The organism is Bifidobacterium sp. ESL0784, assembly GCF_029433295.1.
Lineage (GTDB): Bacteria > Actinomycetota > Actinomycetes > Actinomycetales > Bifidobacteriaceae > Bifidobacterium.
On sequence record NZ_JAQTHV010000001.1, the window covers coordinates 155,365 to 177,968 of the forward strand.

Sequence of the window (22,604 nt, forward strand, 5' to 3'; positions counted from 1 at the left end):
GGTGAATGCCCGTTTCGACAGACGCTTTGTTTTTTCTAGACTGATATAATTTAGCGGAATATAAACTTTTAGCAGGTATATTTTGCCCGCTGACTCTAGCTTTTGGACAAATAGGGAATGGCGTACGTTAGATTGACTGAGACCTCGCATTATGAAGACGATTCAATGGTGAACCGCGCCTCAAACTCCTCTTCGGACATCGTTAATTACCCTTTTCCTGAATTTCAGGATTTCATCGATCAAGCGAAAGACGACGAAAGAGACGTCTACGGGTTGGTCATTCAGATTATCCACGATATCGTCGTCCTTGCGCTTATCGTCGCCGTTCTCTGGATACCGATCAACCGTGTCTACAGCTCCCAGCAAGAGAGCAAGGCGATTGCCATGTCTCAACGTGCAATCGGAAAATGGCCGCAGAGCGACGTTCTTGGTGAGCTTACCGCCGATCAGCAGTACAATGCCAAAATTGCCCAGTCAGGCCAACCCTTGCTCGGTGAGAAGATCGATCCGTTTTCCGACGACGACTCGCACAAGGACCTTCAATCGGCCAATGACAAGGAATACCAGGCCAGACTCAACACCGTCGAAGGCATTATGGGAACGATCAGGATTCCCAAGATATCGGTGAAGCTGCCGATTTATCATGGCACCTCCGATACGGCGCTTTCGCAAGGTGCCGGCCATCTTTATGGCACCAGTCTGCCGGTTGGAGGAGCATCAACCAACGCAGTGATTTCGGGGCATCGAGGTCTCGCGAATGCCACCATGTTCACGCGTCTTGACCAGCTGCGCGTTCATGACATCATATATATCGATACACTTCAGCACACGATGGGTTATCGGGTCACCGGCATCCACGTCGTTGTGCCGGATGACATAGATTTTTATAAGGTCGTACCGGGCAAGGATCTGCTCACGTTGATGACCTGCACCCCGTATGGTGTCAATTCACACCGTCTTGTCATCACCGCACAGCGTGGCAGGATCCCTGAAGACATTCCTTCCACGACGGCTGGCGACGCATTGTTGCGTGGCCTTCTGAGCGCGGCTGGCGTGCTTCTTGCCGGCGTCGTCATTGTCATGATTCGCCATGCTCGTTACGATTTCTCGCCGATTCCGTGGCACTTCTCAGGGGAATTCTCGCGCTGATACAGTCTGAAGATTCGGAGCTGCAGACAGGATTTTGTTTTTTGGCTTCGGCTTTCGTCCTTGTGTCTGCTTCATTGCAGGAAATCAATTATTGAGTGGCTGCCGCTGACTGTTTTCGACGTGGTGGAGTTGGGATGCGGAAACGTTCATTTCAGGAACTAGCGCACTGGTAGTTTTTCGTTTTTAAATCGACGAGGTGCAGAAAGCAGTTTATTCAGAGACTGGTACTGATGGTTTTCCGAATAGGTTAGTCGGAGACGCCGAAACCTATCAGGATGCAATGACGGTGAATTCCCAAAGCGGGAAATATTGTTACGAAATACTTAATATCAGAAGTAAAAACCCAGATTCCACAGGTGGTATCGGGCTGCTGATCCCTGGCGTAATTGACTGAGCCACAACGTTTTTATTCTGGTGCTTTTGCTTATGTGCGCGCATAAGGTTGTGGCACTGTTTCGGGCATAGTAAAAGGCCCGTCGCTGTGAAGGCGACCGGCCTTTTACTTAGACAGGGAGAGACCCTATAGTCCACGGCTCAGTAGGCTACGTGCTGAGAGCCCGCGGGCTGCTCGTTCTCTTCCTTGTTCTTCTCGTAGCGATGGTAGGCGTATAGCGCCACGAGCACGAGCAGGAGCAGAAGCAGCAGCCACCAGAGCCACATGAACGAATGGTGGGTCTTGCTCTGCGTGGCAGTCTGATTGGCCCGGACGCACTTGGGGTTCATCTTGGCCATTTGGACGGTACCATCGGGATTCTCGAAATAGGAGGATTGCTGCAGGACATAGCCTTCCGGACAAACCGGTACAGTCTTCTTTTTCTTTTCGCTCTTCTTGTTCGAGGAGCTGTTGTCCTGGCTCTGGTCGTTCTGCGGTTGTTGCTGCTGGGTTGGAGCAGGATTCGTGGCCGCATTGGGGGCGGCGCCGATGTAGCGGTTACGAACGATGGTCATCGTCCTGACACCCGGATTGCCCAGCGTTCTCGGATTCGTGAAGGCTGGGCCGGCTGGACCTACAGGGCTAGGAGCCGGGTTAGTGCCGTTTACACCATTGCCGTTACCGTTTCCACCGTTGCCGTTGGTGTTTCCGTTATTTCCGCCGTTTCCGTTGTTGTTGGAGCCACCATTGTTATTGTTGTTGGAACCTCCGCCATTGTTGTTACCGCCGCCGTTGTTATTGTTGCCACCGCCGTTGTTGGATCCGCCGCCATTATTTTGGTTTTGGGTCCAGTGAGCGTAGAGGGTGGTGTTTGCGGTGATGGCAGTGGTGTCGAAGTCGAACTTCTCGCCGCCGTCAGCCTTCGTGTACCAGCCAGCGAACGTAGACCCTGCGAGGGTTGGATCGCTGGCGGGCTTGGTTGCGAACTTGCCCTTTTCGATATTCTCCGGGTTGGTCGTGCCCTCGGCCAGCGTGCCGCCGTTCGCGTCGAAGCTCACCGTGTAAGTGGTCTTCGGGACAGAGGTCCAGTGCTCGGTGACGGTGACGTCGCGGGTGATAGCAGTCGTTCCGAAATCAAACGGAGCCGTTGCGTGATCTTCGAACCAACCATCGAACTTATAGCCGTCTCTCGATGCGGGGGTTGGCACGCTCGCGGCCTTGTCGCCGTCATAGACGGTTTCGCTGGAGATCTGTGAACCAGTCTCGGAAAGGTAATTCACCGTGTAGATGTTTTTGATACCTTGCCACTTGGCGTGCAATGTGACGGGGGCCTTTACCGGCTGGCTGAAATCATATTTGATGCCGTCGGGCGTATACCATCCGAGCAGGGCGTGGGTGCCGCCCTTCTTGTCGGTGAGGACCGGCGCATTGCCCTTGGAATCCGTGGGTTCCGTTGCCGTCTTGAAGCGCAGGACATGTTGTTTGGCTATGTCCGGCCCGCCTTGCGAATCGAACGTCACATCGTAGCTGTCGCTGCTCCAAAGGGCGAAAAGCGTCCAATCCTGCGTCATCACGGTATTCGTGTAGTCGAAGGGTTCGGCCTTGTCGAAGGTGCATTCATTCGTATATGGCGTACCTTGGCCAAGGCTGACGTCGTAGTCCGGATTGACTTTCAGGCTAGTGGGGCAACCGACCCATCCTTGGAACAGGTTGGTGGTCTCGTCCCTGGACCCATCGCTGTTGAACATCCATGGGTGCCACATTGCTGCCAGTTTGGTACCGTATGGCGCGCTTCGAGGCGCGGTCGTGGTGTTGTTTCCGTTCGGGGTTCTGCCCCCGCGGAAATCGAACGTGACCTGTGGATTGTGATAGTTCTGATTGTTGATGATCTCAAGAGTGCCGACATTCCTGCCATTGAGGATGATGGAATTGCTGAGCGTATAGCTGAGCTGCTGGATGTTGGGGTCGATGGACGGCACCGTGAGGACGTGGTTAGCAGCGTCGTTCGTGTACTTGTCCGCCGGGATGGTTTGGTCGCCGATACCGGTAATCAAATAGGAGACCGAGGATAGAGAAGGTACGGTTCCATCGACGTTGTAGTTGTTGCCGTAGCTGAAGCTGGCGGATCCGTCCGCTCCGATTACGGGGGCGACGCCAATTCGCGGTATCTCGTGGACCGCCTGGACCGATTCCAGCCCTGTCAAGGACTTGAGCGGCCGCAGGTCGCTGATTTCGTTGTCGTCGAGATTCAAGGTCTTGAGATTGGTCATGCTTGACAGGAAGTCGATGTTGTAGATGCTGTTGGAGCTCAGGTCGAGATCGCTGATCTGGTGAAGTTGCGAGATGTCATTGAGGACCGGGTTCTGATAAAGGAACAGCCCTGTGAATCCGAATGACTTCAGATGCTGGAGGTTCTTCAACGCCAACAGGCTGTCCGGGTGAGATTTCAGGTTGTAGGCGTTCTCGAACGACAGGCTTTCCAGATCCGGGAAATGGTCGACGATCGCCTGCACGTCCGACGTGCCGTTTCGCCCGAGGTCGGTGTTGCCCAACGACAGCGTCTTGAGGTGGGGAAGACCGTAGAACATGCTCGCGTCGGAGAAGGCGTGCGCGACGTCATAGAGATAGATATTGGTCAATCTCGGAGCCTTGGCCTCAGTGAAGCCCTTGCAGCTCTGCGCTACGGCATCGGTGAAGTCATTGAGTCTCAGGGTTTCCAGATTGGGCATGTTGGCTGACGTGAGTGGGCTGAAATCAGTGAGGTAGGCGAAGCCCGCCACAGAAGACGCCTGCTGGTGATCAGTGCTGTTGTCATAATACATATTGAAGGATTTGAGGTTTCGGAAAAGACCGATACCTCTGATGTCCATTATCTTTCTGGAAAGCGAGGTGCTGCCCGCGTTCGGGATTCCATCACTGGAGATGCTGGTTACTGAGTCGAGCCACGATTGCGTCACCGGGAAATCATCGGCGAAATTCGGGTTGGAGAACCTCCAGCCGGTGTCATGGTTGGGATTCTGGTATTGCGTGGTGTTGATGAACTTCGTGAGGTAGGCGCGGAAGGACGCGTCGGGGAAGCAGCCTTTAAGCGTTCCGCAGTCTACCGTAGCTTCGTCTCCCTGGGCTGCGGGCTGCGGGGTGCTTTGTGCGCTTGGCGTCTGCGGCTGGGTGCTCTTGCTTTCGGGCTGCGTCTTCCCGGCTGTTTCCTTCGAGGCCGTACCTGACTTGGCGGCATTGCCGGAAGTGGGGCTTGCCGCTTCTTTCGAGGGTGAAGCAGCAGGGCTGTTAGATGCAGGAGCCGGCGTGACCGGCTTGTTTTCGCCGCTTGTCGGCGCCGCAGGTGCACTGGGGTTTTCGGCCTGTGGTGCCTGCGCGGTCCCGTTATTGGCGGCGGTTTGTGGTTGTTCGCTCTGCATAGTAGAGCTTTCCGGCACAGCGTTGGCTGAGATTGCCGGGCCCATCACCATGCAGGCTGAAGTTATAATCGTCGTAAGTGTAACGATTAACTTTCTATGCGGATTTCGCATTGGATTCTTCATGATTCTCTCTTTCCGGGTTGTGAACATAACTGAATGTATTCACAAACCATGAATAAAAAAATCCACTATTGGTATCAGTGTATGTCTTATAGTATCATGAAGTAATAACTTTTTTATAAGAAGAGATGTTTTCTAGTTAATAATGGTATGATTATATCAAGGTATGTTAGAACCGCAGGTTTGCGCTGGACTTTCTGGGGAATGAGGAAGGGAAATGGGCTATATAGATGTCATCCACGAGGTTAAACGATATAATACCGGGGGAAAAACTTGTATCGCAAATAACGATGTTACCTTTTCAATTATGCAGGGCGAGCTCGTGATGATTCTTGGAGCCTCCGGTACAGGCAAATCGACATTGCTCAATATCCTCGGCGGCATGGATAGTTGCGATGAAGGTGATGTGATTGTCGACGGAGAGGATATCGCCAAATACGACGCCAAGGAACTCACCGAGTACCGACGGCTCGACGTTGGCTTCGTTTTCCAGTTCTATAACCTTGTTCCTAACCTGACCGCGCTTGAAAACGTCGAGATGGCCTCCGAAATCGTCCCATATTCCAATAATTCCATGGATGCGCTGGCCAGCGTAGGGCTTATGAATCGCTGCAACAACTTCCCCTCCCAGCTTTCCGGCGGCGAACAACAACGTGTCGCCATCGCGCGTGCCGTGGCGAAAAGACCGAAAATTCTTCTCTGCGATGAACCGACCGGCGCGCTTGACTACAAAACCGGCAAGCAGGTGTTGCATATTCTTCAGGACATGAGCCGAAAACACGGCGCCACGGTCATCATCGTGACTCATAATTCAGCCATTTCCCCTATGGCCGATCGCGTCATACGCATGCATGACGCCAGCATTGCCGAAGTCAAGTGCAATCCCAATCCGTGCGATATCGACCAGCTGGAGTGGTGATTTTGCAATTTCTAATTTCACACAACAAAACAGGGAAGCATTCGGCTTCCAGGCGTCTTGCCAAGGCCAGGAATGCCGAAACGCGATCTTCTGCCAATGGCATTGCCTCGGCGTCGGCTTCTGGCAGTGAAATCGACAAGACGGGGGAATCCGTCGAAACAAAACTAGCCTGCATGAAGGCCTCCGGAACAAAGGATTCCGGAACTCAGTCTGGTGAAGAACGGGTCAGCTGGCAAGATGGCCAAAAGCGGGATTCCGGGCGAAAACCTCGTACGCAGGATGGTAATGGGTCGGCCCGGCCCCACGTCGGACTTCCGGCGGATCCCGCCTTACCTCATCTGCCGGCCAAGACGAAGGTGCACGGGCCATCGGATTCTGATTTTTCGAAAGCCGTCGCCCTTCCGCGTGGTCCAAGAACCAGCAGCGCTGATTCGATAGACGCCCAGTCGGCATCCCTTCCTTCCATACCGCCGCAAGCACGCCGGTCACGCCAGTCGGCGCAGCCGCAGCAGCAGGTTCATGTCACCCATACATGGTCGGAATACGATCCATGGGCCCTTGGCGGTGGCGAGATGGCCGGCGGTTCGGTTCCGCTGCCCAAACGTCACCATTTCTTTACCTTCCATCAGATTCCGCAGGCTGTGCCGGCGTCCCGTCCACGGGAAATTCCGCAGCAACCTGGGCGGTATAGCCAGCCGCAACCCCAGCAGTATGGGCAGCAATTCTGGCAATACGGACACCAACCCCAGCAAGTGCACGCCACCCATACATGGGCGGAGTACGATCCGTGGATGCCTAGCGGCGGCGAGGTCGCCGGAGGTGCGGTCCCGCTGCCCCGGCCCAAGCAGGTGTCGCGGTTGTCGGGATTGAAAAATCCCCACGCTTCATCAGTTCCGCCTTTCCCGACACAATCCCGATCGGAGAACACCGCAGGTGGTTCTCCGGCCACCGCGGCGCTCTCGCTTTCCATGCCCCGAGTGGAGGCTTGGAATGATTTCCAGTCCAGCGCCAAACACAAGATCTCGCACCATATGCTCTGGCGGGATATGCGCCGTTCAATGGGCAAGTCGATGGGCCGTTTCATCTCGATCGTGTGCATGGTGGCGTTGGGTTCATTCGCGCTCGTCGGTCTCAATGTCACCGGCCCCGATATGCGCAGCACCGCCGATCAGTACTTCGAACAGCACCAGCTTGCCGATATCTCGGTGTTGAGCAAAACCGGCTTCGACGATTCCCAGGTCCAGGCGATTAGCAACGCTTCCGGGGTCACGAAAGCCGAATACGGCTATTTCAAGGATGTCGCTGTCAGCCATCGCGATGAAAGCATGCGCATCTTCTCCAATTCCGGTACCATTTCGACCTATGCGTTGCGCAGCGGTTCGATGCCGAAACGGTCCAATGAGATTGCCATCGATGCCCAGCAGGCCAAAAAACACCCGGTAGGTTCCACCGTTTCCTTCTTGGAAAAACCCGGAGCTAATGGGCGTACCATGCTCAAAGGCACCCGCTACAAGGTGACCGGCATCGTCGATTCCGTGGAAATCATCGGTTCCGTCAATCGCGGGCTTTCGGATTCGGGTTCGGGATCCCTTGACGGCTATGGTGTGGTGGCTCCGCAGGCATTCGCTTCGTCGTCATACAATATCGCAAGACTGCGCTACAAGGTCCTTGACGATATGCCCAGCCATATCTGTAATGATTACGATAAAAAGGTCCAGCAGGAAAAGGATCTGCTCTCCGACTCGCTCGACAACAGCAGCGGCGGCGTCTCGCAGGCCTCTTCCGTCGCGCCCGCCGGCCAGTCCTCAAGCGATTCGCCGTCCATGCTCCCTTCGTATACCATCGATTCGAGGCGTGATATCCCCGGTGGTGCCGGTTATGTCACCTACGATTCCATTTCACGGATCATCGATTCGCTTGGCGGTCTCTTCCCAATATTCATGTATCTGATTGCCGCCCTTCTGACCTTCACTTCCATGACCCGTTTCGTCGATGAGGAGCGGGTTGGCGCGGGTACGCTCAAGGCGTTCGGCTATTCGGACTGGGATGTGATGAAGAAGTTCATCGCCTATGGGTTCGTCGCGGGGCTGATCGGCGGTATCGCCGGTGCCGCGGCAGGGCAGCTACTTATGCCGCAGATGGTCTATCATGCCTATAGCCTCGGCTTCGATGTGCCGCCGGCGCATCTGCGGTTGGGGGTGATAGCCACTGTGGTCGCCCTCCTTCTTGCTTTCGCCGCTACCGTGCTGCCCGCGTATATCGCGGCGCACCGTGAGCTCAAGGAAAAGACGAGTGCCTTGCTTTCGCCGAAACCTCCGAAAGGAGGGGCTTCCATTGCTCTGGAAAAGGTCGGATGGCTCTGGAACAAGTTTGATTTCAAAAACAAGATCACCCTGCGCAACATTTTCCGTTACAAGATTCGCACATTTACTACGATAATCGGCGTTGCCGGTGCGCTCGCTCTGCTCGTTGCGGGCGTCGGTATCCAGCGTTCGGTCGATTCGATCAATAATCTGCAATATGGCACTGTCATCCAATACGATCTCGTCGCAGCGCAAAACGACCATGCGAGCGAGACCCAGGAGGCGCAGATATCGCAGGAGTTGCATGGCAAGAGCGTCAAGCGGTTCTCCCCGATTCATTATGAGAGCGCTACGATGGAGGCCGGGCCGTACCAGAACAAACAGGATCTTACGGTCATCGCGGCCAAAGACGCAAAGTCCTTTGACGGCTACGTCAACCTCCATGAGAGGGCCAGTGGCCAGCACCTCGGCCTCGATAATTATGGTGCCGTGATTTCCGAGCGACTCGCGAAACTCAACAAGGTCAAGGCCGGCGACAATATCGTCATCCAAGATTCCCTTGGTCGTAATCGCGTGGTTCCCATCAGCGGGGTCTGCGAGATGTATGTCGGTCATTTCATTTTCATGAATTCGAAATCGTATGAAAAGATATTCCATCAGAGCTACGCGCCGAATGCCGACATGATTAGACTAAAGGACCGCAGCTCCTCGAATGCCAAGCGTGAGGCGGCGAGATTCATGGCGCTCGATGGCATCACGCGGGTTTCGCAGAATTCGATGCTCATCGAGCAGACCAATATGCTCGTCCTTTCCATGAGTCTTTTGATGGAGGTGCTGATCGCCGTTTCGGTGCTTCTCAGTGTTGTCATTCTTTACAATCTCAACAATCTCAACCTTGCCGAACGAGTACGCGAATTGAGCACCATCAAAGTACTTGGGTATTACAATCGTGAAACCACGATGTACGTTTACCGAGAGACGCTTGGGTTGACCGTGATAGGTGTTCTGTTGGGTATGGGCGCCGGCATTTTGCTGCACGAACGCATCATCCGTCAGGTCGCTCCCGAGAACATGATGTTCTCCCCCGATCTTACTGGTGGGCAATTCGTGTTCCCGGTTATCCTGATTGCAGTGGTGACTGTCATTCTGGCTTTCTATGTATCGGCGAGAATAGCGAAAATCGATATGCTCAAGGCGTTGCAGGCCAGAGAGTAGCGGCTTTGCTTTCAATCGTCGTGGACTGGATTGACCGGAGCCGATGCTCCTTCCATGTTCCGGCGCACGATTTCCTGCGCCAGGGATTCGATGCTGCACAACCTTAACGTGTTGCCGCCTCGCACCCCGGAAGCTTCGTCGGTGCTGATGACGCCGGTATCCACCAAGGCGTTGATTGGATTGATTCCATAGCTACGGGCGATGATGATGATTTCGTTAGTGGTCAGATCTTCGGACTGGAAGCGTTTGTAGAGCGTTGCATACGGAATGTTCGTACGTTTTGCGATACTGTTAATAGAGTCGTTGTGGGTAATTCTGCGTAGCCAGGTGATCCTGCTGCGGTGTGTGTTTGTTTTGTCCATGTTCTTATTTTCGGATAATTACTTAAAAAATGTAAGACCTTCAAATTGATAATTACGTTTGACGTTTATACGTATTGCATTAAATCTGATTTCTGCCCTTTTATTGAAGTTTAGGTCGTGCTGTGCTGATACTTAGAAAAAGCTTGAGAGCAGTGAGATTTACTGCCACTTACATTGCAAAAAATATTTCGTGAATGCGACGTTGATATAGCTATGTAAAATTGCAAAATTTGTGATTCAAGAATTGGCGTTAAAAGTTTACGTCAATAGTTTTTTAAAAGTCTGTGAAAAAAATTATTAAAATAGAATGACGTTGACCGTTTACGTCGACGGCATAAAACGGGCGTGTCTTTCCTTTTTGTGTGCCCTGTTCCCGTGACGAACCAGGCGCCGGCCGCCTTTCTTACGGCAGGCTTATACGATATGTGGCGTGTTGTCACGATATTATGCCACTGACCGTGTATAGTGGGGTTTGAGCTCAAGGGGGAGGAACCCTGGAAGGCCCCACTCATAATGGAATGAAAGTGCGGAAGTTCGCTTGCCGAAGTTGGCTTGCGGGTGGATGCAAAACCCCTTCACTACGGATCGTTCGGCACGTACCTGCCGATGAAAGGAATATTAATTATGGCAAAAGTCGTATTTGACCATGTCACTCGTATCTACCCGGGCAATACGGAGCCCTCGGTATCCGATCTCTCACTTGACATCAAAGATGGTGAATTCCTCGTGCTCGTCGGCCCTTCCGGCTGCGGCAAATCAACTACCCTGCGTATGCTCGCAGGCCTTGAGGAAGTCAACAAGGGCAAGATTTTCATTGGCGATAAAGACGTCACCACGATGCAGCCGAAAGACCGTGATATCGCCATGGTCTTCCAGAACTACGCACTGTATCCGCACATGACCGTCGCTGACAACATGGGCTTCGCCCTGAAGATCGCCGGCGTTCCGAAGGCTGAGATTCGTCAGCGCGTCGAAGAGGCCGCCAAGGTCCTCGACCTGACCGAGTTCCTCGACCGCAAGCCGAAGGCCCTCTCCGGTGGTCAGCGTCAGCGTGTCGCCATGGGCCGCGCAATCGTTCGTAAGCCTAAGGTCTTCCTGATGGATGAGCCGCTTTCCAACTTGGATGCAAAGCTCCGTGTGCAGACCCGTACGCAGATCGCCGCTCTGCAGCGTCAGCTCGGCGTCACCACCCTTTACGTTACCCACGATCAGACCGAGGCTCTGACGATGGGCGACCGCATCGCCGTCATCAAGCTGGGCATCCTCCAGCAGGTCGGCGCCCCGACCGATCTGTATGACAAGCCGCAGAACGTCTTCGTCGCAGGCTTCATCGGCTCGCCTTCCATGAACATCAACACCCACCCCGTCGTTGACGGCAAGGCGAAGATTGGCAGCGACACCGTCGAACTCAACAAGGAAGCAGTCGCCAAGTTGACTCCGGAAGACAAGGGCCGCATCGTCGTCGGCTTCCGTCCCGAGGATGCTTCGCTCGCCGCTCCCGACGAGGCCAACGCCTTCTCGTTGAAGGTCGAGAACGTCGAGGATCTGGGAAGTGACGGCTACATCTACGGCAACATCGTCACCGATGGCTCCGCAGCCGAGTCCACCGCCATGATGTCCGACCAGAACAAGCTGACCACGATTCGCGTGAACCCGCGCCAGCTGCCGAAGGTCGGCGACACCGTCAAGATCAAGATTGATCCGACCAAGATGCATCTCTTCTCCCCGGCCACTGAGCTGCGCCTGAACTGATTCGCATCGCTTTTAGCGTTGATTGAATGAGGTCCGTGTATTCGTACGCGGGCCTCATTTTCGTGTCTCCGGGCTGATTCCGGTCTGTGCCCGCACATTCCAAGTGGCCCAATGGTGAACTATCCCACGCGGACGGTAGATTTGAAAGTATGGAATTGACCGGTGGAATGCAAATGGACCCAAGAGCGTTGAAGGCGACGTCCGTGACGGCCGCGGAGGCAAGCGATGAAGATGTCGCCGAGCCGCACGCGCTGCAGATCACTGCCGCGAGCTCGAACCCGAAGATGTTCACCCTGCCATGGGAGAAGCCGCTGGCGACTTGGCCCAAGGAACTGTTGGCGAACCTGCCGCGAGGCATCTCCCGGCACGTCGTGCGTTTCGTGCACGTCGGCGACGAGATTTACGCGATGAAGGAGATCACCAGCCGTGTGGCCGCGCACGAATACGAGCTGTTGCGTCGTTTGCAGAAGCTGGAGCTGCCAACGGTCACGCCGATTGCCGTGGTCACCGGGCGGCACACTCGCGAAGGTGAGCCGCTGGAGTCGATTCTGGTGACCAAGCAGCTCAAATTCTCGCTGCCTTATCGTGCCCTGTTCGCTGGAAATCTGCGTCCCGACACTGTCGACCGCCTGATTGACGCGCTCGCTGTGCTGATGGTGCGTCTGCATCTTTCCGGCTTCTACTGGGGCGATGTTTCGCTTTCCAACGTGCTCTTCCTGCGAGACGCCGACGCGTTCTCGGCCTTCCTGGTCGATGCGGAAACCGGCGCGCTCTACACGTCGCTGACCGAGGGCCAGCGCAACTACGACATGGATCTCGCCCGCACGAACATCATCGGCGAGCTGATGGATTTGAGTTCCGGCAAATTGCTGCCAGACGAGGTCGATGAGGTCGAGGTCGGCGACAGGCTTATCGAGCGTTATGAATCGCTGTGGGGTGCCCTGACCGATCAGGAGGACTTCGGCCCCGACGAGATGTGGAAGATCGAGAAGCGTGTCAATAAGCTCAACGATTTGGGCTTCGACGTTGACGAGCTCGAAGTCAAAACCGCCGACGACGGCAAGCGCGTGCTGGTGCGGCCGCGTGTGGTCGATGCGGGCTATGCCTCCCGCAAGTTGCTGCGGCTTACTGGTCTTGATGTGCAGGAGAACCAGGCACGTCGGCTTTTGAACGATTTGGATGCCTACCGCGCCTCCACTTGGCGAGATGGGGAAGAACTGGAGATCGTGGCGACCGACTGGATGCGCGAGGTCTTCGAACCCGTCGTGCGCATGATTCCCAAGGAATACCGCTCCAAGATCGAGCCGGCACAGTTCTTCCACGAAGTTCTGCAGAATCGTTGGTATATGGCAGAAAAGGCCGGGCACGACGTGTCTACTGCCGTCGCGGCGAGCGATTACATCAAGCACAACTTGCCGAAGTACAACATCGATTCCAAGGCGCTCGCCGAGATCAACGCCGACGCGGATTCGGGCGTGGTCGATGACAGTTCGACATACAACGAGCCTGCTGAGGGAATTTCGGATGAGGAAAATGCGAACGTTGCGGATACCGTAGGTTCCGACAACGACGATGTCGACAGCATCGGACGTGGAGATTACAGCGTACTCGGCGACGGACTTGGCAATCTAGGTGCCACGCAAACCACCAGCGACGATTTCCATCTCGATGCCGATTCGGACGTGCCGGAAGACATCTGGCCGACTCAGCCGGATCCCGCCACGGCTGCTGCTCATAATACGAACGACAAGGCCGTGAACGACGATGGTACAGGAACCGACGCTGCGCAGAAGGGCGCGGACGCGGCTGCGAATGATGCGGGCGATTCCGATGACGATGGTTACGATCCGGCCGAATACGACCAGGACGCCGCCGTCTGGAGCCATTGAGCCATCCCACGTAGGGATTTCGCGCTAATTGTGTCTTTTTACTTAGTTGGCAAGAACAAGCAAGTAAAAAGACACAAATACAGCATGACCGGCAAACCTAAAACTTGAGCCCGAACCGTATCCCAAGAATTGGAATATGATCCGGGCTCAAACAATTAAGAAGGTAACCCTATTTGGCCTTATTGTCGGCTTGTTCTCCGGCCTTGCTGCGAGCGCGGGAGACGGCGTAGAGGCTGATACCGGCCGCCACCGAGGCATTGAGTGACTCGACCTCGCTGGAGATCGGGATGCCGGCGATGGAATCGCAAGCCTCGCGTACCAGGCGGCTCAGGCCCTTGCCCTCCGATCCCAGCACGACGACCAGCGGGTCGGCCTCGAAGCCGCTTTCGCCGACGATGGCGTTGCCGCCGCCGTCAAGCCCGACCACGTAATAGCCGCGCTCTTTGAGCGCTTCGATGGCCTTGGTCAGGTTGACCACGCGGGCCACAGGTAGATGAGCGGCCGCGCCGGCCGAAACCTTCCAGGCCGCAGCGTTGACCGAAGCCGAGCGACGTTCCGGCAGAATGACGCCGTTGGCGCCGAATGCTGCCGCGGAACGTATTACGGCTCCAAGGTTCTGTGGGTCGGTGACGCCGTCGAGCGCGATAAACAGCGGCCTCGCGTTGATGCGTGCACTCTGCGAATCGGCCTCTTCCATGGCATGTGACTTCTTATCCGCTTTGTCTGCCAACTCCGCCAGCGTGTGGTACTGGTAGGGCTGCACCTTCAGAATGATGCCCTGATGGTTGCGCGAGTGTGCGATGCGATCCATCTCAAGTCGGTCGGCTTCAAGCAGGTTGAGCCCCTGCATGCCGGCGAGTTTGACGATTTCACGGGTGCGGTCGTCATGCTCGATGCGGTTGGCGATGTAAAGCTGCGTGCTCGGCACACCCACGCGCAGCGCTTCGAGCACCGCGTTGCGGCCGACCACCAGATCGTCGGATTCTGAAGTGTACTTTGCCGCGCGACGGCGTGCCGCCAACCGTGGATCGGCGAAGCGACGCTTCTCATTCTGCTGTTTGGCGCGATACGCTTTGTGATACACACGGTCTTCAGCCTTGGGCGTCGGCCCGCGGCCTTTCAGCGCGTTACGATGTTTTCCGCCCGAACCTTTGACCGGGCCCTTCTTGTTAGCCATACTCCCAATTGTCCCAGCACCCCGCGCCAAGCTTTCACGGTATCGCTTGGAAAGCAGCTTATGATGAAAATCAGGATAATGACATCAAACCTCTGATTTTGCTCGTATGCTCAATAAGGAGAGACGGGGCGTTCGAGCAATGGCGGCTGTATGGCCGGATGACGGAATAATGCGTTCAGCGCCTGACTTCAGTCTTCGATCTCGGCTTTGTAGAAGTTGACGTACGAGCGCGACGGAGTGGGACCGCGCTGGCCCTGATAGTGCGAGCCGACACCTTGCGAACCGTAAGGGTGTTCGGCGGGGGAGCTGAGTTCGAAGAAGCACATCTGCCCGATTTTCATGCCTGGCCAGAGCTTCACCGGCAATGTGCTGACGTTCGAAAGTTCCAGCGTGATGTGCCCCTCGAAGCCGGGATCGATGAAACCAGCTGTAGAGTGGGTCAGAATCCCCAACCGTCCGAGCGAGCTCTTGCCCTCAAGCCGCGCCGCCGTGGTGCCATCGAGCTTGACATATTCCCAAGTGGATGCCAGCGCGAACTCGCCGGGATGCATGATCCATGGTTCGTCCGGCCCGACTTCGAACTGCTCGGTCAGATCGCCCTGGTTCTCCGCCGGGTCGACGTAGGTGTAGGCATGGTTATTGAAGAGCCTGAAATACCGGTCGAGCCGCACATCGATGGAAGCAGGCTGTACCATTTCCGGCGTCCATGGGTCCAGCGAAATGTGGCCGTCGGCTTGGGCGGCGAGGATGTCGCGATCGGACAGCAGCATAGGTTCCTCCAGAGGTCGAGTTGCGTGCCGCGTGCGACGAGGTTGCTGAAACCGGATTCAAGCCAACGCGGCTATTGCATGTTCTGCTCTAAGTGTAGACGTTGCGGCGGTCTGACGTTTGCTAAGGTGGCGGAGAACGGCATTTTTCTGCGTAAATATCCGTTCGGACTCAGAAATAGGCAAAATAGTTCAAATTTTCAGGTAATTTTCAGGTAATCCGATTCTTGCGCCAAGGATTATGTAGTTATATAAGAGTTGTCAGCAAGAGTTGACCGGTAATCTTGAGATTTGGATTTACCGATAATTGAACCCTTTCTTCTTCTCTCTTCTCTTCCCCGGTGCGTTCTAGCACCGGGGTTTCTCTTTTCTGCAGGCCCCCGCTCTCTGCGAGTCTCGGTGGACGTGACGGTGTGGTGTGCGGCAGGTTGGTCCCGCGCGGGGTAGACTAAAACAAGCAGTTTATTTTTAAGGTGGATGAAGCCACAAGTCCGTTGTTTGGAATCGTGGGTTGCATAACATGCATATATATCACGAATGCGGATTCGGGCAGATGGGACACAAGGGGCTATGAAAGAAGATTCTGGCCATCACGGCAATCAGGGCGATGCTTCGCTCCGGCAATCCGGCAATGCGCCTCGAGCTGACAGCGGTTTGCGCCCCGGCGGCGCCCGGAGCGATTCCCGGCCTGAAAATGCCCATACCTATAATGTCAACGAATTGCGTCGCCACGGTTCCGAGCCGTCGCGTATAGGTCGACATCGCAAGTCTTTTATCATTAGCGCGATCGTTGTCATCGTCGTTCTTATTTTGATTGCCGTTGCGTTGCTGGTCTCTCTTAAAACGCTGAAACATAATACAAGTTCGTCGGGTGAAGACAATACGTCCACGTCGATTCAAGGCAAGACCAAAGCGCCGCAAAACGATGCAAATCAGATGAAGCAGGGCATCGAAAAATTCGCCGGAACCTGCTCGAGCGGTTGGATGGACGTGGACGTTTCCGGTCAGTTGCCCGGGGCCGGTTCCGCTTCACTCTGCGTTTCGACTCAGGTCGCGTTCATTACTTTCCAGACGAGGGCCGCGGCCTCGATGGATGGCGATATGGTGCGCTCGCAGGCGCCGACCCTCATCAACCAGTATGCCGGTAGCAAAGTCGACCAGAATGATTTGCGTGTGTTGAGCAACGACCGGTGGATGGCCGTTGGTAAAACCGATGCAATGAAGGCCTTGCAGCAGCAGTGGGGCGGCAAACTCGAAGAAATCGGGCCTGGCGATTCTGACAAGTAGCTTCAGCTTTCATTGCCGATAAGTTGATGGTGCGGCTGGCGATATTGGCTGCATGCCAGAATGCTCTCGATTATCTCGCCAGATATTGGTCGATTTGATTTCGTGAACCTGCTGCGAATCTGCCAGTGAACATTTTGGGCTTCTGTTGGGCTTGCTGCTTATCATGGTGACTATGACCGACGAAGCAGTGAACAGCGAATATTCCAACGGGGCGAGCAAGGGCGAAAATGGCTTGATTGGCCGTCAGTCCGATGCCATTCCTGGACGTTTTGGCGATCCGATGGAGATTCCCCATGTCATTTATTCACAAGGTGGTGGCAAGGCGCGTCCGACGAGGCCGATGTTCCTATGCCTGCACGGCTGGGGTTCCAACGAGCAGGATCTGGCACAGATGATGCGTTACGTTGCTCCCGGCAATGATTACGTTTCGCTGCGCGCGCCGCTGGTGCTACAGGCCGAGGGCCCGGGGGAGTTCGGAAGCGGAACGGGTGCGTATAGCTGGTTCCACGACGGCGTGCCTACTGGTGAGGATTTGGACAGGGACATTTTCGCGGCGGCCACTGCTGTCGACAATTGGGTCAGCGAGCATATCGACCCCGAACGTGAACTGGTACCTATCGGATTCTCGCAGGGCGCGGCGCTAGCGATTCATCTCTTGCGTGTGCATCCCGAGCGTTACCGCGCGGTTGCGGCGCTTTCCGGCTTTGTCGCTCCCGGGCAGGTTCCTGGTACGGCTCCGGCCGACGATCGGCTCGGTGATATGGAAAAGCCGGTTTTCTATGGGTACGGCGACCTTGACAACGTCCTGCCTAAGTACGAGATTTACGGCGCGACGGCTTGGCTTGAGGAGCATACATGGCTGACGGTGAAGAACTATCATCAGCTTGACCATGCCGTCAGCCCCGCCGAATTCGCCGACCTGACCCAGTGGCTCCTCCTCAACAACATCTCGTCGGGAGTAGTCTGAGTCGGTATCCGACGGAGCTTTGCTGGGTAATCTTTTATTCTGTAAATATATGCAGACGTAATAGGCATTATGCATATTTGTCTTGTTTTAGGCTTTAATGCAGAGACGTATTAAATAAAATTTAGCCTAGTTCTAATGGCATATGAGGTAATCTTGGCGGCAAGTATAGGGAAATATGCTTGTAAATATGCTAATGACGTATTAGTGTGGTGATTATGTGAAAGAATGAACTATTTCCCTTTTATTCTGTCATGCAATTACTTTTAACTTAACAGGTATGGTTTCTTGGGCAAAGGCGCTCTCATTCATTGCATATGCAGTTGTAATTCTTGTTTAAGAACGCATGCAACGGAAGTGGAAGCTTATTTTGCTTGGCGTCGGATGCGTGAAATTAGACAACTGTAAATATGCTTTCAAGCAGTGTTGTATGGGAACGAAGCATATTTATTGTATTTGATTATTTTTTATTATGTTATGCTTCTAAGACTTTTATAGTCATCTATTGATAAAAGGGGATATTAAAAAATGTCAAACAGCCAAGTCAATATCAATGAAAAGGCGCTATCTCGTGCAATGGGGCGAGCTTACGCGGACTCGGATTTTCGAGAAGCGTTGGATGTCGATCCGACGGAAGCCCTGACGTCAACAGGTGTCTTGGAAGAGGGACAGATAGACAAGGTGACTTTGTCGCCAGAGATAGATGAGTGGGGATACCGGCTTGAACATGGCGGTGATGGTACCCATCTTATTCTTGGGGTGCCGGATATCTCCGAGGAACTTGGTGATAACGCGCCTGAAGATAATGTCTATCTTATTTGCTGTTGCTGCTGCCCCTGCTGATTTGGATTCTTATGGAAGAAAATGAAGAATCTGATGCTCTCGCTTACGAAAAGAAGCGTAAACAGAAAATAATTAGACGCATAGTGCTCATAGGCGGGGGAGTACTTGTCTTCATTGTTGCTAATTGGTCTATGTTAATGAGTCTTTTATGATTGATTTTACTGTGACAGGTTTACCTGCCTTGGATTCCCCTATTTGGTATGAGCAAGATAGAGGTAAGGTCTATCGGCAGCTATTCGAATCAGGCAGACACGATAAACGGGTAGATGATGAGAACTTTTGCTACCTCTATGACTATGAGTTGTGCAAGCAAGTCCTCATCGATCAACAAAAATTCACCCCAGACGGTGAGCGTGTTTTGCTGAATATGACGGAGGGGAATGGTTCGTTCTCGAGCGGTCTTCTTTCTTTCCGTGTAGATTCTCAGGCGAGATCGATTCGTCAAGACTTGCGGGTGGCCTTGGACGACAATACGTTGGTGGGCAATTTGTCTGACGGTCGTCTTGCTCCGATTAAAGCTCTTACTGAGTCGGCGGATATCGTTAGGCAAATCAATGGATTCGATTTGGCTTTGAATCTGAGCCTGGAATTCATGTCGTCAATACTCGGGATTCCGGACGAGCTTCAAAGCCTGTATACTGCATGGGCCTTAAGTCCGGAGAACAAGAGTGTTGATGTTTTACTGATGCAGAAATTGAATTCTTCTATTTCTTTGGGGCATTGCAAAGGGGTTGCTAAAAGTCTAAAAGACCGAGGATGGGAGAATCAGCAGATTTCTGTAGCTATCAAGTTGCTTTCTCACGCCTCTCTAAGGACGGTTCAGAGAAGTATCACAAATCTGTTCTACGTCATTACAAGGCATCCTGATTTGTTCTCTAATCTGAAAGAAGAAATGTTCGATTCTTTTATTACAGAGACGCTCCGTCTTTATCCGCCAACCGTCGCGCTGGCGAGAACCGCGAAAATTGATTGTGAGTTGCAATCAGATTTGGCAATTCGAGAGAATACACATGTGGTTGTCATAATCGGTGCGGCGCAACGCGATCCTGCTCGCTATGACGATCCGGACAGATTCGATTTGCACAGGAATGCTAAAGAATTATTGGCTTTCGGATGGGGACCACATAGCTGTCTTGGCGAGAGAATCGCAAGATCCGTGTTGGGAGCAGTTCTGAAATATCTGAGACGAAACAACGTCAAGCTGAGGTTGGCGAGTGACCCCACTCCTATGAGATCCTTTAGCTTCGCTACATGGACGAATCTGCCTCTTATAGCGGATTCATCTAAAAAGGGTATACAACATGAACGGATTAAAAATTAGCCATTTTTCAAGCAGGTTAGGGGGAAAATCCTCTGTAACTATTTTTGATGAAGCTGGTCCGACGCTTGTCAAATCGATAAATATCTCATTGCCGCCTTATGGGCCATCTGTGGTCCAAGCACAGCGAATCGCAGTGTATGTCGATGATAATGATGTTCCAATCGTTGATGTTCCAATTTTGGATTTTGCCGGTCTGACTCATGGACGTATCGCAAGCATGGTCACGCATTATGCTGAATGCTCTGGCTCGGCGGTGACTCTGCGATGGCCTATGTCGTCACCGCGACGAATGCGAATCGTTATCACAAATGGCGATGCTGAACCGATACCTTTAGCGGTTCTTATCTCATACCAAAAAATTTGGTCTGGCTACTATGTGTCCGCCGTTTTGGCGCATCGTGAGCCAAAAGAAGGTGGGCTGGTTTCCGTGAGGTTGCCTGAGAATGCTTTAGATTTGCTGGGCCTTGTAGTCGCGGTTCGTCCCTCTGACCTTGAATGGTGCGGTGAAGGCAAAATCTTTTTGGGGGATGAGGTGTTGGCGGATGGTTTGGATATGCTCGGTGGAACATGCCTTGACACGTCACAATGGTTTGGTTCGGATCGCGGTATCTCGGTTTCTGTAAGATTCGATTCAAATGTGCGAGGTCATGAATTTCTGGGCTTATATAGGTGGTTTCCGGATGGTCTTGAAATTAAAGAAAATGCTAATTTCAAGATAGAGCAAGTCGGGCGCCAAGTTTCCGTTAATGACGGAATAATTAAAAGCAAAAGGGTTCCTCGGGAAGATGAATGGGACATATTGTTGGTGACTACGCATCAGAATGTTCCTGATATCAGTGGCTACGATTTTTCATTATCTGAAATTGACAATCAAATATGGTATCGAGATTATGAAGAATCTTCCTTCAGAGAACATATATGGTCATCTATTCGCATGCATGTAAAGACGGGAGGCCGTGGCAGTGTCTGATTATGCTATTGATGCCGAGGGTGTGACTGTGAAGTATGGTGGTTTTTCGGCTTTGCAGGATTTGACTTTCTTGGCCGAGACGGGCAGGATTATCGGTTTGCTAGGGCCGAATGGTGCCGGCAAGTCCACGTTCGTGGATGCGGTCGTCGGCGCCAGGAGGGTCGCAGGCGGCTGTATCCGTACACTTGGGGTCGACCCGGTAGGCGATGCCGCCAAGTTGCGCCCGGATGTTGGTATTGTTTTGCAGAGCGCGGGTTTCCCGACCGGGATGAAGGTCAAGGACATCCTTTTCAGCTGGAGGCGTTATATCCCCGGAATGTCGAAGAAGGATGTGCTGGACGTGGCCGGGCGTGTGAATCTGAAGTATCTGCTAGATAGGCCGTTGAATTCGCTGTCGGGCGGGGAGCGACGGAGGGTCGATATCGCCATAGCCTTGTACGGCGACCCGAAACTGATTGTGCTGGATGAGCCGACGACCGGCCTAGACCCCGTCTCGCGCGAGAATGTCTGGGACATCATCCGTAGTCAGCGCGACCTTGGTGCCACCGTTTTGCTGACCACTCACTATCTCGATGAGGTCGAGGCGCTTTCCGATTCTGTCAGTGTCATCAAGCAGGGGCATATCACCGCCTCGGGAACGGTCGAGGAGCTTGCTGCATCCGTTCCCGCTCCTCGGGCCAGTTCGGTGGCGGCGAGCCCGGATGTTTTGGATGGTCTTGCAAGTCTCTTGCCACAGAATGGCGATGGTGCAAGGCGAAAAGATGATCTTCTGGAATGGCAATCGCATGATCCGGCTCGCGATTTGGAGGCCATCTATCGCACCTGTGCGGATCGTGGATGGCAGATCACGGATGTGCGCGTGGAGAAGCCCTCTTTGCGTGCAGCCTATTCGGCATTGGTCGGAGCGACTGATTCGGAAGACAAGATTCCAGTAACGAAGGACGACAAACGATGAACGACACCATTCTTCCTCAGTTTCACCTGCAGACTCTAAGTTTCCTTCGTAACGGCAAATCGGTGTTTTTCACACTCGCTTTTCCCGTGGCGTTGGCGCTCCTGTTCGGCTTGGCCTACAAAGGTGATAATCTCCCGCTCGGCAGGGGAGCGCAGGTCTCGGCTGCAAGCTGGTCGGCTCTCGGATTGACTTCCTACGTGGTCCTGATGGGCGGGTTCGTCAAGGTGGCCGGGGATATCGTTTCGCAAAGGGACTCGGGCCTGCTCAAGCGCATCAGGCTGAGGGGCCGCTCCGATGCTTCAGTGCTTTTCGGTTATGCGCTCTCCGGTTTCGTCGTGGCCTTGGCATGCCAGGCCGTCCTGCTTCTGTCCGCCGTGCTGTTCCTTGGTCTCAAGGTTCCTGCCAATATTCCCGGTGTCATTCTCGTCGCGCTTTTGGGCGCGGTGCTTTGCACCGTCATCGGCGTCGCGTATTCCGCGTTGATTCCTTCTGCCGATTCCTCGCAGATGATGTTGCTGGTTCCCACGCTGATTCTCATGTTCCTTTCCGGCGTGTTCACGCCGTCGTGGATCATTCCCTCGTCGTTGCGTACGCTGAGCGCGTTCTTCCCAGTCGGCTATCTGGCCGAGTCCATGCGATCCATGTGGCTCGGTCAGGATTTCGTCCACGCCACGGTGCAAAACGGCGGTTTGATTTTGGGAAGCCATACGGGACTGTCAATGTTGGTTTCGCCGGGACTGGCGGTATGCGCCGCGTGGCTGGTTGCATCCGTCGTCATATCCCTCAAATTCTTCAAATGGGACGTAAGGAACGGTCGATAAG

Annotated in this window: 15 protein-coding genes and 1 pseudogene; 12 read left to right on the forward strand and 4 right to left on the reverse strand. The window is 53.9% G+C overall.

Annotation, left to right across the window (positions count from 1 at the left end; genetic code table 11):
* Positions 1-132 precede the first annotated feature (132 nt).
* Positions 133-1,149 carry a class C sortase gene (locus PT279_RS00565; RefSeq protein WP_277164449.1) on the forward strand — a complete coding sequence of 339 codons (1,017 nt, stop codon included), beginning with the start codon at positions 133-135 and terminating at the stop codon, positions 1,147-1,149.
* Positions 1,150-1,683: 534 nt separating this feature from the next.
* Here the strand turns inward: PT279_RS00565 and PT279_RS00570 are convergent.
* The gene (locus tag PT279_RS00570) at positions 1,684-4,938 is read right to left on the reverse strand and encodes an InlB B-repeat-containing protein (RefSeq protein ID WP_277164451.1); all 3,255 of its coding nucleotides are present in this window, start codon (positions 4,936-4,938) and stop codon (positions 1,684-1,686) included.
* A gap of 337 nt (positions 4,939-5,275) precedes the next feature.
* Between PT279_RS00570 and PT279_RS00575 the strand changes: the two genes are divergently transcribed.
* Together PT279_RS00575 and PT279_RS00580 are read left to right on the forward strand one after the other, a co-directional pair.
* Entirely contained in the window at positions 5,276-5,977 is a 702-nt protein-coding gene (locus PT279_RS00575) for an ABC transporter ATP-binding protein (protein WP_277164453.1), read from the forward strand.
* 2 nt (positions 5,978-5,979) lie between these two features.
* Positions 5,980-9,495 (forward strand): FtsX-like permease family protein, encoded by a 3,516-nt coding sequence (locus tag PT279_RS00580; RefSeq protein WP_277164455.1) that lies wholly within the window; start codon positions 5,980-5,982, stop codon positions 9,493-9,495.
* An 11-nt stretch (positions 9,496-9,506) separates the two neighbouring features.
* On the opposite strand, the gene PT279_RS00585 is transcribed toward PT279_RS00580, so the two are convergent.
* Positions 9,507-9,857 (reverse strand): hypothetical protein, encoded by a 351-nt coding sequence (locus PT279_RS00585; protein ID WP_277164457.1) that lies wholly within the window; start codon positions 9,855-9,857, stop codon positions 9,507-9,509.
* Between the two features lie 624 nt (positions 9,858-10,481).
* On the opposite strand from PT279_RS00585, the gene ugpC reads away from it, so the two are divergent.
* Complete coding sequence (ugpC, locus tag PT279_RS00590) at positions 10,482-11,609, forward strand: sn-glycerol-3-phosphate ABC transporter ATP-binding protein UgpC (RefSeq protein WP_277164460.1); 1,128 nt, start codon at positions 10,482-10,484, stop codon at positions 11,607-11,609.
* Between the two features lie 149 nt (positions 11,610-11,758).
* A pseudogene (locus PT279_RS00595) lies at positions 11,759-13,117 on the forward strand (DUF4032 domain-containing protein); the annotation flags it as partial.
* Positions 13,118-13,667: 550 nt separating this feature from the next.
* On the opposite strand, the gene rlmB reads toward PT279_RS00595, so the two are convergent.
* Together rlmB and dcd are read right to left on the reverse strand one after the other, a co-directional pair.
* Positions 13,668-14,675, reverse strand: coding sequence for a 23S rRNA (guanosine(2251)-2'-O)-methyltransferase RlmB (gene rlmB, locus PT279_RS00600; protein ID WP_277164462.1), 1,008 nt, complete (start codon positions 14,673-14,675; stop codon positions 13,668-13,670).
* A 188-nt stretch (positions 14,676-14,863) separates the two neighbouring features.
* Entirely contained in the window at positions 14,864-15,445 is a 582-nt protein-coding gene (gene dcd, locus PT279_RS00605; RefSeq protein WP_277164464.1) for a dCTP deaminase, read from the reverse strand.
* Between the two features lie 567 nt (positions 15,446-16,012).
* Between dcd and PT279_RS00610 the strand changes: the two genes are divergently transcribed.
* From PT279_RS00610 to PT279_RS00640, 7 genes are all read left to right on the forward strand, one after another.
* Positions 16,013-16,729 (forward strand): hypothetical protein, encoded by a 717-nt coding sequence (locus tag PT279_RS00610; RefSeq protein ID WP_277164466.1) that lies wholly within the window; start codon positions 16,013-16,015, stop codon positions 16,727-16,729.
* Between the two features lie 172 nt (positions 16,730-16,901).
* Positions 16,902-17,696: an alpha/beta hydrolase-fold protein gene (locus PT279_RS00615; protein ID WP_277164468.1), complete on the forward strand. Its 795-nt coding sequence runs from the start codon at positions 16,902-16,904 to the stop codon at positions 17,694-17,696.
* A 525-nt stretch (positions 17,697-18,221) separates the two neighbouring features.
* Entirely contained in the window at positions 18,222-18,536 is a 315-nt protein-coding gene (locus PT279_RS00620) for a hypothetical protein (protein ID WP_277164470.1), read from the forward strand.
* A 148-nt stretch (positions 18,537-18,684) separates the two neighbouring features.
* Complete coding sequence (locus tag PT279_RS00625; protein ID WP_277164472.1) at positions 18,685-19,857, forward strand: cytochrome P450; 1,173 nt, start codon at positions 18,685-18,687, stop codon at positions 19,855-19,857.
* Positions 19,838-20,827 (forward strand): DUF2961 domain-containing protein, encoded by a 990-nt coding sequence (locus PT279_RS00630; RefSeq protein ID WP_277164474.1) that lies wholly within the window; start codon positions 19,838-19,840, stop codon positions 20,825-20,827. The genes PT279_RS00625 and PT279_RS00630 overlap by 20 nt, the downstream gene beginning before the upstream one ends.
* Positions 20,820-21,782 (forward strand): ABC transporter ATP-binding protein, encoded by a 963-nt coding sequence (locus tag PT279_RS00635; RefSeq protein WP_277164476.1) that lies wholly within the window; start codon positions 20,820-20,822, stop codon positions 21,780-21,782. Before PT279_RS00630 ends, PT279_RS00635 begins: the two co-directional genes overlap by 8 nt.
* Positions 21,779-22,603 (forward strand): ABC transporter permease, encoded by an 825-nt coding sequence (locus PT279_RS00640; protein ID WP_277164478.1) that lies wholly within the window; start codon positions 21,779-21,781, stop codon positions 22,601-22,603. Before PT279_RS00635 ends, PT279_RS00640 begins: the two co-directional genes overlap by 4 nt.
* Position 22,604: the final 1 nt, after the last annotated feature.